Origin of the sequence: Streptacidiphilus alkalitolerans (assembly GCF_042511045.1) — a bacterium.
GTDB lineage: Bacteria > Actinomycetota > Actinomycetes > Streptomycetales > Streptomycetaceae > Streptacidiphilus > Streptacidiphilus alkalitolerans.
On the sequence record NZ_JBHEZX010000003.1, the window covers coordinates 353,852 to 365,351 of the forward strand.

Sequence of the window (11,500 nt, forward strand, 5' to 3'; positions counted from 1 at the left end):
GCCGTCCGGCGGATGATCCGTCAGCTTTCCAGCACCTCGACGTGCTCGGTGCTCGCCCCGATCCGCCGGGCGAACTCGCGCATCCCGGCGAGCTGCCGCTCGCCGAAGGAGAAGTCCAGCGCTTCGGCGAAGTAGCGGCGCAGCACCTCCTGGTCGAAGACCTCCCAACGGGCGGTCTGCTCGGCGACCTTGTCGACCTCGGACATGGAGAGGTCGCGCGAGTCCAGGAAGGCGCGGTGCACCTCGCGCACCGTCTCCGGCTCGCGGGCCAGGAAGTCGCGGCGGACGGCCCAGACCGCGAAGACGAAGGGCAGCCCGGTCCAGTCCTTCCACATCGCGCCGAGGTCGTGCACGTCCAGGCCGAGCCGGGGGCCGTCGTGCATGGTGGCGCGCAGCGCGGCGTCCCCGATCAGGACGGCGGCGTCGGCCTCCTGCATCATCACGGCGAGGTCGGGCGGGCAGCTGTAGTAGTCGGGCCGGACCTGGTACTGCTCGGCGAGCAGCAGCTGCGCCAGCCGCACGGACGTGCGGCTGGTCGAGCCCAGCGCGACCCGGCGGCCGTCCAGTTGGTCCAGCGGCACCTGGCTGACGATCACGCAGGACTCCACCGGACCGTCGCTGCCGACCGCGATATTGGGCAGCACCACCAGTTGGTCGGCGTTGCGCAGGTACTCGACGCAGGTGATCGGGGAGATGTCCAGATCACCGGCGACCAGTTGGTCGCTCAACCGCTCGGGGGTGTCCTTGCGCAGGTCGAGGTCGAAGAGGGTGCCGGTACGGGCCAGGCCCCAGTAGATGGGCAGGCAGTTCAGGAACTGGATGTGTCCCACCCGAGGGCGGCTCCGTCCGTCCAGGTTGCCGGAGTCGGAGTCGCCGTCACGCTCGGTGTATGTATCCACACCAGCACAGTAGACCGCGGACTTAGATCTTCCCTGGCCGGGCCCGGAACTGCGTGCTAGGGTTTCCGCAGTTGCAGTTTGATTTCCCATGCAGTACTCAAGCCTGCGGAGCATGTGACCGCGGGCTTCTGTAGTTTTCAGAGCTTTGTAAAGAAGTACCTGAAGGCGGGGCGATCAGCGCAGCGGACCGGGCATCACGAGGTGTGGTGTCCTTTACGTCCCTCGCAAGGAGAACGGTATGGCGACCGGAACCGTCAAGTGGTTCAACGCCGAGAAGGGCTTCGGCTTCATCGCCCAGGACGGCGGCGGCCCCGACGTCTTCGTCCACTACTCCGCCATCAACGCGAGCGGCTTCCGCTCGCTTGAGGAGAACCAGCCCGTGGAGTTCGACGTCACGCAGGGTCCGAAGGGCCCGCAGGCGGAGAACGTCACCCCGGTCTGACATCCAACCAATGATCACCAGCTCCTGACCGGACCCGGTCGGGGCATCTGATCGTCCGGTGGCTTCCGCAGCACCACCCCAAGGGGGCCCGCGCCGCTGCAGCGACGACGGGCCCTCTGCCTTGCCCTGGCCGGCTGTCCTTCGCCCGCCCCTCGGGCCGGCCACGCCCGCCGCCGGCTGGCCCCCCGGCGGGTTACGCTTCGGCCGGACCGTCCATCAACTCCCGGCCCCGCAGGGCCAGTTCGATCTCGAAGCGGGCGTCGGGATCCGTCAGCGCCGGGCCGAACAGCTCCTCGATCTTGCGCATCCGCTGCCGCGCGGTCTGCGGGTGCAGGCCCAGCCGCTCGGCCACCTCCGGCGCGCTGCCGCGCGAGCTCTCCAGCCACACCAGCAGGGTTGCCTCCAGCCGGTGCCGGCGCTTCTCGGTCAGCCCGTCCAGCGGCGCCAGCCGACGCGCGGCCAGCAGCCGCACCAGTTCCTCGTCCCCCAGCAGCAGCACCGAGGAGAGCCGCTCGTCACAGCGCAGCAGCCCCGGAGCGGCGCCCGCCGCCCCCCGTCCCGTCCCCCGCGCCGCGACGGTACGGGCCCAGCGCAGCGACTGCCCCGCCTGCCCGACCGGGACCACCGGCCCGAGCACGGCCCGGCGGTCGGCCAGCACCCGTCCCACCTGCTCGCGGCGCCCCGGCAGCTCCGGGTCGGCCAGGTACAGGCACGGCTCAGGACCCTCCAACTCGGCCAGCGCGAACGCCAACGGCCGCAGCCCCGCCGCGACCGCCGCATAACCCTCGGCGCCGGACCCGCCACCGCTGGTGGCACTGCCGCCGCCGTTGCCGATACTGCTGCCGTTGCTGTTGCCATTGCTGCCGCTGCCGCTCGAGGCCAGCGCCACCGCGGCGATCCGCTCCGGCAGCTCCCAGCGCGCCGACCGGGCCGCCTCGACCAGCACCGCCATCGAGGCGCCCTCGGTCAGCAGCTCCACCAGCCTGCGCCGGGACCGCCGCAGGGTGCCGACCGCATCGGCCCGCGCCTCGCTGTACCCCTCCACCGAGGCCGCGGCCATCTCGTCGATATGCGCGAAGATCGCCTCCGCCAGCACCGCCGTCGCCGCCGGCGGCATCCCGGCACGCCGTGCCACCTGCGCATACCGCCGCCAGGCCAGACGTCCGCCGAGCCGGTAGGCAGCCTGCAGCGCGTCCAGGCTGCGCCCCTCCTGCCACTCCCCCCGGCCCAGCGCCCGGTACACCTGCAGGGACTCCTCAGGCGGTGCCGCGTCGTCCGCGATCAGCTCAGCGAACTGCGCCAGCGCCCGGGTCGCCCCGCGCTGGATCCCGACCCCGAAGCCGCCGCCCAGGGGCCGCGCGTACTCCGGTATCTGACGGCGTATCTCCCGGACGATCTCCGGCCCGAGCCGTACATTCTCGGCCCGGATCAGCGCTGCGAGCCCCTGCGGCAGCGCCGCCCAAGGCCGGTCCCGCACAAAGGAATTCGCCAGGCCGTTCACGGGCGGGCGCAATGGGGGATTCGCGGGCACCACAGCGGTCATGAAACCTCCTGCGCCGGTCCGAATCTTCTGTCACCGAGGTAGCTCTGACAATTGCCAGTATTCGATGGCAGATTCCGGAGATTCACATCCCCCCGAAGTGAAGTGTCTGCGCATAATTTGCTCGAACAAAGACAACCCACGTTGCCTGGCTCGCAGTATCTGCCGCTTGTCGTCAGCGTGTCAACGTTCAGGTCCCGCAACGGCGGTCAGCACGGACGCCCCGAACGCGCCCGTTGCGGGAAGTCGCCACGCGTCCGCCGACAGCGTTGTCCGCCCGGGCGGGCGGGCGAGGTGCAGAGAGCCGGGCCGGGGCGGGGTACTGGGGCGGGGCTGAGCCGGAGTTCTCGGGCAGGGGGTTCGGGGATGGCGCTGGGGTGTGGTGCTGGGCGGAGGTTAAGGCGGAGCTGAGGCGCGGCTGAGGCAGCGTACTGAGAGGGAGTGCTGAGGCGGAGTGCTGAGAGGGAGTGCTGAGGCGGAGTCAGATCGACCTGCCCGCCCGCAGCCGCTAAAAAGGTGCCCATGGAGCTCACCCAGATACGCCTACTGGTGTCCGACTTCCCCAGCGTCTACCGCTTCTACCGGGATATTCTCGGCCTGAAGCCGCAGTTCGAGGCCGAGAACGGCCCGTACGCCAAGCTCACCCCCGACACCGGGCACGCCGCAATCGCCCTGCAGGACCGCACCACCATCGCAGGCACGCTGGACCAGTTGGCCCCCGACCCGCAGGGACACCGCGCCCTGGTGGTGCTGCGGGTGGACGATCTGGACGCCACCCACGCCGAACTCACCTCCCGCGGAGCCGAGTTCACCCGTGCGCCGGCCCCGATGGGCGACCGCATGCGGGTCGCGTACCTGGAGGACCCCGAGGGGAATGTGATCGAACTCCAGGAGTGGCTCGCCCTGCGCGACCAGTCCGCGTAACGACGACAAGGCCGACGCCCCCCGGGAGGGAGGGCGTCGGCCTTCACACGTCTCGTTCAGACGCCAGCGGGGGCTGTCGCCGGGGCGGGGGCCTCCGCCGGAGCGGCAGGAGCCTCCGCCCGGTCGAGGGGCTCCGGCTCCGTCAAGGGCTCCGGCTCCGTCGCCGTGGCGGGATCCGGCCTACTGTCGCGCATGACCAGGGTGGCCAGGATCGCGGCGGCGACAACCCCGATCGCGCTGATGGTGAAGGTGGTCGACATCGAGGCCGTGAAGGCCTCCCGCGCGGCGTGGACCAGACCGCTGTCACCGTGGGCCGCGGCCAACGCCCCGGCGATCGACTGCCTGGCCTGCTCGGGTACGTCGACGGGCATCGTGCGGGCAAACCCGCTGGACAGCAGCGAGCCCAGGATCGCAATGCCGAGCGCGGTGCCGGCCTGCTGGATGGTGTCGTTCAGCGCCGAGCCGGCGCCCGCCTGCTCCGCCGGGATCGTGCCCATCAGCGCGCCGACCGCGGCCGGCATCGCCAGCCCCGCGCCGAGGCCGAGCAGTCCGAGCGCCACCGCCGGGACGGTGAAGCCGCTGTCGGCCGAGACGGTGGTCAGCAGCGCGAAGGAGGCGGCCATGACCAGCATCCCGGCCAGTACCAGCAGACGGTTGCCGGTCTTCGCGGCGAGCTTCATGCCCAGCGTGTTGCCGGCCAGGGCGGCGACGGCCAGCGGTACGAACGCGAGGCCCGCCTTCACCGGCGAGTAGCCGAGCACAAACTGCAGGTACTGGGTCAGCACCAGCAGCAGGCCGCCGTTGCCGATCTGCACCAGGGTCAGCGACAAGGAGCCGCCGCTGAAGTTGCGGTGCCTGAACAGGACCAGCGGTGCCATCGGCGCGGGGGTGATGTTCTCCCAGACCACGAACCCGACCAGGGCGACGACCGCGACCGCCAGGGTGATCGCCGACCAGCCGTCGAAGGCGCCGTGCTGCGGGATCCCGATGATCCACCAGATCAGCGCGGTCATCCCGACCGCTGACAGCACCGCACCGAGCGGGTCGGGCTTCTGCCACGGCCCCTTCGACTCCGGCATCAGGATGAGTCCCGCCAGCACAGCCAGCACCACGACCGGCACATTGAGGAAGAAGATCGAGTGCCAGGAGAAGTGGGCGATCAGCACGCCGCCCAGCACCGGGCTGCCGACCAGGCCGAGCATCGACACCGAGCTCCAGGCCGCCATCGCCTTGCCGCGTTCCTCGTCGTCGAAGACGGTGATGAGGATCGACAGCGTCGAGGGCATGATCAGCGCCCCGCCGACACCCATGGTGATCCGCGCGGCGATCACCTCGCCCGGAGTCGCACAGAAGGTCGCGGCCAGTGACGCCGCCCCGAAGAGCAGCAGGCCGATGATCATGATCTTCCGGCGGCCGAACCGGTCACCGAGGCTGCCGGCGGCGAGCAGGAGCCCGGCGAAGACCAGGATGTAGGAGTCGAGGATCCACTGCGTGTCCTGGGCGCTCGCGCCGATGTCCGCGGTCATCGACGGCACCGCCACGGTCAGCGCCATGCTGTCGATCACCAGGACCATCGAGCTGAGGCACAGCACGACCAGGATCCACCAGCGACGTGGATTGCGGCTTTCCATGGGGCTTCCCTCCCAGATGCGTACACCGTTCCTTCGATGGGAACACTGTACGCACAGAGGAACAGTGTGCGCAATGCCCCTTCCTGTACGCTGGATGCGAACGCTGTACGCCACACGGCGTGCGCCGTGGCGCCGTGGCGCTGCGCGCCGTACCCCACACGCCTGCACGCCTGCGTGCAGGCACACCTGCATGCACGCCCTACACGCATCGAGGAGCGCCGTGGCCGCCAGGACCAACCCGAGCCCGAACCCGATCCCGTCCGTGTGGACCCGGCAGCAGCGCGAGCCCGACCAGCCCGCGCTGAGCCGGACCGCGATCGTCCGCGAGGCGATCGCCATGCTGGACGCGGAGGGCACCGAGGCACTCAGCATGCGCAAGCTCGGCTCCCGCCTGAACGCCGGCGCGACCTCTCTCTACCGCCACGTCGCCACCAAGGACGAGCTGATGGAGCTCGCGGTGGACGAGGTCTTCGCCGAGATCACCGTCCCGCCCGCGGACTCCGCCCCGGAGGACGGCCGGGACGGCTCCCCCACCCCCCGCGCCACCCACCCGGCCACCGCCAACCCTGACGCCGTCGCCCCGGGCACCCTCGCCGCCCCCGCCTGGGGCGACTGGCGGGCCGCCACCATCGAGGCCGCCCGGTCCTTCCGGGCGACGGCCCTGCGCCACCCCTGGCTCGCCTCGGTCCTCGGTCAGGCGGGCCTCGCCTACCTGGGTCCCAACCTGATGTCCTACTCCGAGCAGTTGGCCACCCTGTTCACCTCCGCCGGCTTCCCCGAGCCGGGTCGGGCGATCGACACCCTGCTGGCGTACGTCATCGGCATGAGCACCACCGAGGCCGCCTGGCTCACCACGGTCGCCCGCTCCGGCGAGACCGAGGCCGCGTTCGTCGCCCACCTCATGCCCGCCGCGCAGCAGGCCGCCGCCCCGCACAGCCACCTCGCCGACGCCTACTCCGCCCCCGCGCCCCCCGACCCCGCCGGGATCCGCGACGACAAGTTCAACTACGGCCTGCAAGCCGTCCTCGACGGCCTGGCCCTACGCCTCCCGAGCTAGGCAGCCAGTGCTGCTCCGCAGAGGTTGGCTACGCGGCCCCTGCCTCGGCTTTGCGGGCGAGCAGGTGAATCTCCTGGAACTGCCGTTGGTCGGTGGGTTGAGGCTCGCGAACCATCCGGGCCACCTCGGCCAATCCGGCCTCGCGCAGCATCCCGGCGAGGTGATCCGGCGACCACCGGTAGGCCGGGGCGACTGTGTGATCGAAGACCTGAGTCGGTGGGACCGGACCATCGCTGGCCGAGAAGCCGACCAGAAGATGGCCCCCAGGTGCCAGCACGCGGTGGAACTCCGCCAGGATCAAGGGGAGTTCTTGCGGCGGGGTGTGGATGATCGACCAGCGCGACAGTACGCCGCCCAGCACACCGTCGGCGATGTTCAACGCGGCCATCGAGCCCACGTCGAACCGCAGGCCCGGATAGGCCTCGCGAGCCAGCTCGATCATCGCCGACGAAGCGTCAACGCCAAAGGCTGCCAGCCCCAACTCGTCCAAGTAGGCGGTGATATGGCCGGGCCCACACCCCAGATCCGCGACTTGGCCGTTCCCACTCGCACTCGCACCCGCACCCACGACCTCGGCGAAGGCACTCAAGATCGCGCGGTCCAGGGGTCTGTCCTGCAGCGCGTCACGGAACCGCTGTGCGTAGATGAGGGCAGCAGCGTCGTATGCCTCGCGGGTGACACTGAGGGCATCGTGTTCAACCATGCTCGCGACCGTAGCTCCTGGCGCGACTGCCCCTCGACGGCCTGGCCCGCGACACGGATCCTGACCCATCCGCCACGGCGCGGTACGTCGACCGCTGCAGCCAAGCTGCCGTCCGCCGCCCCCGCCGCAAGGGGAACCGCTCGTCCCCAAAGTCTCTCAAGGAACGGCGGCCCATCAGCCAATTCGATGGGCCGCCATAAAGGCTCTTCAGCCTCTCAATCAGTTGCTGAAGGTGAGAGTCGGGCTCCACGAGTTCAGCCAGGTCGCGGTCTCCCGGTAGTTGATGTAGAAATACGTCGCGTACTTGTGACCCTTGACGCCCGTAATCGAAATCACGCCGTGGTGGCCGAGTGCGCAGTTCCCGTTGACCGTGTGGGACGTGTTCGCCGTAAGGTCCCAGAGCGTCAGAGTCGTGCTGACGCAGTCGCCGGCCGTGATGACGTAAGCGTCACCCTTGACCAGCGAGCCGGATGCACTGATGCACCCTTCCGCCTTGTTGCCGTCGGCCGAGTTCGTTGAACAGCCGCCCCCGGACGAAAAGGGAGTGATGGTGGCAGAGCTCGCAGCACTCGCCGGAAGCGAAGTGGCCAACGAGACCACAGGAACCGCGAGAGCGAGCAGAGCGACGCGGGCAAGCTTGTTTCGAATCACAGGAGAACTCCCTTTACTGCCGATCAAAGCAACCAAGAGGAATTGACCCAGGCGGCGATTGCCACCTGCGATCGATCGTCAGTATGCACACATCCATCCTGCGCACGCAATGCCATTAACCTCCTTCATGCCATCCTGCAACACTTGGATAAATGGACCCAATTATTGAAAATGTGCGGAAAATTAACTTTCTGCCCATGCCGGGCAAAACAATGCAAAGAAAATGAGGGTCACTCAAGGCCAGTGCCGTGCGCCGCCCCTGCCCGCTGCCATCTGCCCGCTCGCCCGCCGAGCGCAAGCACGCTGCCACCACCGCCGGAGTCTGGGCGCGCGTCCAGGCACCCTCCACAAACGGGGCAGTGCAACTAGCTGCTCGCGCCCAAATGCCGTTCGATCGTGGCCACTTTGGAGGTCAGCCCGTCGGTGACTCCCTCGCGGATGTCCGCCTTCAGCACGACGCTCACCCGGCCGGCCTTCAACTTCACGGCCTCCACCGCGAGTTTGACCACCGCCATCACCTCGTCCCACTCCCCCTCGATGCTGGTGAACATCGCATCCGTGTGGTTCGGCAGCCCGCTCGCACGAACAACCCGGACAGCGTCAGCCACTGCCTCTCCGACGTCTTCGCCAATACCCACCGGGGTGACGGAAAACGCGACAATCATCAGGGACCCCATTCCGGCGGCCCCGAACCCCACGCCTGCCGCACGGCGCAGAACCACACCGGGGCACCATAACGGACATCCCATGGCCAACCCCCTTGACCTAGCATGGAGGCCCCGGGATGCCGACCGACGGCCCTGGGTACCCCACGCCGCAGTCGCAAAGTCGCTCGCTGGCTCGAGAACATGCAAGTACGCTCGGCTGCCATGTCCGAGACCTCCCCCCCGACCAAGCTGCTCGTCGATGCGGTTGTCCGCAACGCTGGAAGGGCTACTCTGCCCTTCCAGCAGGCCCACACTGGCGATCACTATGCAACCGCCTTCTGGTACAACGACCTTGTCGATGCAACACCGGGTACAGAACAAGTGCGCCAATACCTGGTGACAGCCACGGCTGGCACCCACTTCACGCTCGCTCAGTGGACGCTGAGGCCCGAACTGTGCCAGCCGCAGATGAGTGCTGAACTGCTCTTGATGCCCGACTTCGAGGACCAGTGGACCGCACTGGCAGCGCTCGGGGTCTCCGTGATGCCCAGCGAAGGCCTGCATCAGCACGCAGCGCGCAAGGGCTGGCAGTGGGCTACCGACGAAGTGACGGAAGGCATCGGTGCCACGCCTGCCGACCTGGCAGTGATTGGATCCGCCCCCGTGGCGTCCCTTGTACTCGGTCATGACGTCGGTCCGGCGGGGGAACGTCTTCAGGTGGTCGTCGTCGGTAGCGTCTCACGGGGCGTCGATGGCACTCTGCGCTGGGATCGGGCGATGCCCGACGGTTGCGTCGGGGCCCCTGTCTTCATTGGCCTCCCACGCGGTGAGGGTGAGTGGAAGCTGGTGTGCTTGGGCGTGGTGCTACCCGGACCCGGGCTGAACGTCATCGCTCCCTTCGATCACATACGAGTTGCTGTGCGCGCACTGGTCCACTGATCGTTTCAAGACGACGCACGGAGTCGGCACAGACAGATACTGCTGCAGGCCAACTCCAGCAGGCCTCGATGAAGGTCGAAGTCGCCCTTGGGGGACGCGAAGGCGGCCCGGTCGAGGGTGCCCTCGCGGGCGACGACCAGGATCAGGGCGACGGACTGGCCGGCGACGTTTGCTGCCGTGCGCATCATGTCCAGGATCGGGTCGATGGCGATCAGCAGGCCGACGCCTTCGGGTTTTGCGCTTGAATGGTTATACGTATAACTTGAGGAGTCAACTCCACTCGCACCCCACCCGAGGAGACCGGCCTTCGTGGGCTACCTCACTGTCCTGCGCAGCCCCCAGGTCGCGCGTCTGCTGCTGGGCACCCTCACCGGACGCCTGCCCGCCGGGATGACCGTCGTCGCCGTCGCCCTCGCCCTGCACGCGGCCGGTGCGCCGTACTCGCAGATCGGGCTGACCACCGCCGCGTACGCCATCGCCGCCGCGATCGGCGGTCCGGTGCTCGGACGGGCCGTGGACCGGGTCGGCCAGCCGCGGGTGCTGCTCGCCTCCGCCGCGGTCGCCGCGTGCGGCTACGCGGTCCTGGCCATGGCGCCGCGGGACCCCGCCGCGGCGATGGCCGGGGCGGCGCTCGCCGGGCTCGCCATGCCCCCGCTCGAACCGTGCCTGCGCTCGCTCTGGCCCGACATCGTCGCCCCGGACGCGCTGGAGACCGCGTACGCGCTGGACTCCGCGTCGCAGCAGGTGCTGTACGTGGCCGGGCCGCTGCTGGTGGCCGGGGTCGCGGCGGTCGGCAGCCCGGCCGCCGCGTTGTGGCTGGCCGCGGGGCTGGGTCTGCTGGGCACGCTCGCAGTCGCCACCTCGGGGCCGGCCCGGGCCTGGCGGGCGCCTGCCCTCACCGGGGACGGAGCGTCAGGAAAGGTACGGAGCGGGTGGCTTGGGCCGCTGCGTTCGCCCGGGTTGGTGCTGCTGTTGCTCGCCTTCGCCGGGACCGGGTGGTCCGTGGGCGCGCAGAACATCCTGTTCGTCGCCTACGCCCAGGCCCATCCGGGCATTCCGGGCGGGGCGGGCGCGCTGCTCGCGCTGGCGGCCCTGGCCGGGCTGCTCGGCGCGCTCGGCTACGGCGCCATCCGGTGGTCCGCGCCGACCGCCACCCGCACCTGGGCCCTGGCCGGGGCGATGGCGCTCTGCTACCTGCCGCTGCTGCTGGTCCCCGGACCGGGTGCGATGGGGGTGGCCGCCTTTGTCTCCGGCCTCGGCCTGGCCCCGCTGCTCGCTGCCGCGTTCGTGCTGATAGCCGAGTTGGCGCCGGCGGGCACCACGACCGAGGCGTTCGCCTGGCTGGTCACCCTGTTCGCGACGGGCAACGCGCTGGGCTCCGCGGTGTCCGGGGCCGTCGTCTCGGACTCGCTCCGCGGAGCGGCCGGCGTCGCGGTCGGCGGGATAACCGCAGGCGCACTGCTGTTGCTCGCGGCGCGGCGGGTGCTGGCCGCTAGCGCGGAGGCGGAAGCGGAAGCGAAGTCGGCGGGGGTTGGGGCAGGGGCAGGGGTAGGAGCTGAGGCCGAGGTGGGGGCTGCGGGGGCACCGGCTCACGCCGGCTGAGGTGCCCCCGCGGGGAGCCAACACCCCAGCTGCGCCACGTAGGTGCGGCTGACTGAGGTGGGGGAGCTGCTGCGGCGGCCAGCGTCGGCTGTGCCGGCAAGCAGGCGACCATTTCCCCGTGCCACCCAGTCACGAGCAGCGACAGGGCCCCGCCCCTGTCCGGCGTTGCGCGCGTGAGCGTGGGCCCGTGGGCGCGAAAGAACAGGCGCTACGAGCAGCGCGGCGCGCTGACGTGAAGTGACTGACGCTACAGACAGGCCGCACCGCGCAGCGGAAACCGCACCGCGCAGCGGAAACCGCACCGCGCAGCGGGGCCTGCCGCACAGCGGAAACCGCACCGCACAGCGGGGCCTGCCGCACAGCGGAAACCGCACCGCACAGCGGGGCCTGCCGCACAGCGGAAACCGCACCGCACAGCGGGGCCTGCCGCACAGCGGAAACCGCACCGCACAGCGGGGCCTGCCG

The 11,500-nt window shown here is 69.9% G+C and carries 11 protein-coding genes and 1 pseudogene; 5 read left to right on the forward strand and 7 right to left on the reverse strand.

Features of this window, described 5'->3' with window-relative positions:
* Positions 1–20 precede the first annotated feature (20 nt).
* Entirely contained in the window at positions 21–899 is an 879-nt protein-coding gene (locus ACEZDG_RS08390) for a menaquinone biosynthetic enzyme MqnA/MqnD family protein (protein ID WP_380504739.1), read from the reverse strand.
* Between the two features lie 238 nt (positions 900–1,137).
* Between ACEZDG_RS08390 and ACEZDG_RS08395 the strand changes: the two genes are divergently transcribed.
* Positions 1,138–1,341 carry a cold-shock protein gene (locus tag ACEZDG_RS08395; RefSeq protein ID WP_034088937.1) on the forward strand — a complete coding sequence of 68 codons (204 nt, stop codon included), beginning with the start codon at positions 1,138–1,140 and terminating at the stop codon, positions 1,339–1,341.
* Positions 1,342–1,534: 193 nt separating this feature from the next.
* Here ACEZDG_RS08395 and ACEZDG_RS08400 read toward each other — a convergent pair whose 3' ends face one another.
* Positions 1,535–2,818 carry a helix-turn-helix domain-containing protein gene (locus tag ACEZDG_RS08400; RefSeq protein WP_380504743.1) on the reverse strand — a complete coding sequence of 428 codons (1,284 nt, stop codon included), beginning with the start codon at positions 2,816–2,818 and terminating at the stop codon, positions 1,535–1,537.
* A 585-nt stretch (positions 2,819–3,403) separates the two neighbouring features.
* Here ACEZDG_RS08400 and ACEZDG_RS08405 point away from each other — a divergent pair.
* Positions 3,404–3,805: a VOC family protein gene (locus tag ACEZDG_RS08405; protein WP_380504746.1), complete on the forward strand. Its 402-nt coding sequence runs from the start codon at positions 3,404–3,406 to the stop codon at positions 3,803–3,805.
* Positions 3,806–3,861: 56 nt separating this feature from the next.
* Here the strand turns inward: ACEZDG_RS08405 and ACEZDG_RS08410 are convergent, their stop codons facing one another.
* Complete coding sequence (locus tag ACEZDG_RS08410; RefSeq protein ID WP_380504748.1) at positions 3,862–5,436, reverse strand: MFS transporter; 1,575 nt, start codon at positions 5,434–5,436, stop codon at positions 3,862–3,864.
* Between the two features lie 220 nt (positions 5,437–5,656).
* On the opposite strand from ACEZDG_RS08410, the gene ACEZDG_RS08415 reads away from it, so the two are divergent.
* A complete protein-coding gene (locus tag ACEZDG_RS08415; RefSeq protein WP_380504751.1) occupies positions 5,657–6,493 on the forward strand; it encodes a TetR/AcrR family transcriptional regulator in 837 nt (278 codons plus the stop codon).
* Positions 6,494–6,521: 28 nt separating this feature from the next.
* Here the strand turns inward: ACEZDG_RS08415 and ACEZDG_RS08420 are convergent, their stop codons facing one another.
* The 3 genes from ACEZDG_RS08420 to ACEZDG_RS08430 form a co-directional block, all read right to left on the reverse strand.
* On the reverse strand, positions 6,522–7,196 hold the full coding sequence (locus ACEZDG_RS08420) for a class I SAM-dependent methyltransferase (RefSeq protein ID WP_380504754.1): 675 nt from the start codon (positions 7,194–7,196) through the stop codon (positions 6,522–6,524).
* A 219-nt stretch (positions 7,197–7,415) separates the two neighbouring features.
* Positions 7,416–7,847, reverse strand: a complete 432-nt coding sequence (locus ACEZDG_RS08425; protein WP_380504757.1) for a hypothetical protein — start codon at positions 7,845–7,847, stop codon at positions 7,416–7,418.
* A 365-nt stretch (positions 7,848–8,212) separates the two neighbouring features.
* A complete protein-coding gene (locus ACEZDG_RS08430; protein WP_380504760.1) occupies positions 8,213–8,512 on the reverse strand; it encodes a thiamine-binding protein in 300 nt (99 codons plus the stop codon).
* Between the two features lie 204 nt (positions 8,513–8,716).
* Between ACEZDG_RS08430 and ACEZDG_RS08435 the strand changes: the two genes are divergently transcribed.
* A complete protein-coding gene (locus ACEZDG_RS08435; protein ID WP_380504763.1) occupies positions 8,717–9,433 on the forward strand; it encodes a hypothetical protein in 717 nt (238 codons plus the stop codon).
* Between the two features lie 5 nt (positions 9,434–9,438).
* Here ACEZDG_RS08435 and ACEZDG_RS08440 read toward each other — a convergent pair.
* Positions 9,439–9,663 (reverse strand): annotated as a pseudogene (locus ACEZDG_RS08440) (cation:dicarboxylate symporter family transporter); the annotation flags it as partial.
* Positions 9,664–9,742: 79 nt separating this feature from the next.
* Here ACEZDG_RS08440 and ACEZDG_RS08445 point away from each other — a divergent pair.
* Positions 9,743–11,035 (forward strand): MFS transporter, encoded by a 1,293-nt coding sequence (locus ACEZDG_RS08445; protein WP_380504766.1) that lies wholly within the window; start codon positions 9,743–9,745, stop codon positions 11,033–11,035.
* Positions 11,036–11,500: the final 465 nt, after the last annotated feature.

Excerpts from the sequence above, each read along its gene's own strand:
- ACEZDG_RS08435 (WP_380504763.1), top strand. The coding sequence starts at position 8,717 with ATGTCCGAGACCTCCCCCCCGACCAAGCTGCTCGTCGATGCGGTTGTC.
- ACEZDG_RS08405 (WP_380504746.1), top strand. The coding sequence starts at position 3,404 with ATGGAGCTCACCCAGATACGCCTACTGGTGTCCGACTTCCCCAGCGTC.
- ACEZDG_RS08420 (WP_380504754.1), bottom strand. The coding sequence starts at position 7,196 with ATGGTTGAACACGATGCCCTCAGTGTCACCCGCGAGGCATACGACGCT.
- ACEZDG_RS08410 (WP_380504748.1), bottom strand. The coding sequence starts at position 5,436 with ATGGAAAGCCGCAATCCACGTCGCTGGTGGATCCTGGTCGTGCTGTGC.
- ACEZDG_RS08430 (WP_380504760.1), bottom strand. The coding sequence starts at position 8,512 with ATGATTGTCGCGTTTTCCGTCACCCCGGTGGGTATTGGCGAAGACGTC.
- ACEZDG_RS08395 (WP_034088937.1), top strand. The coding sequence starts at position 1,138 with ATGGCGACCGGAACCGTCAAGTGGTTCAACGCCGAGAAGGGCTTCGGC.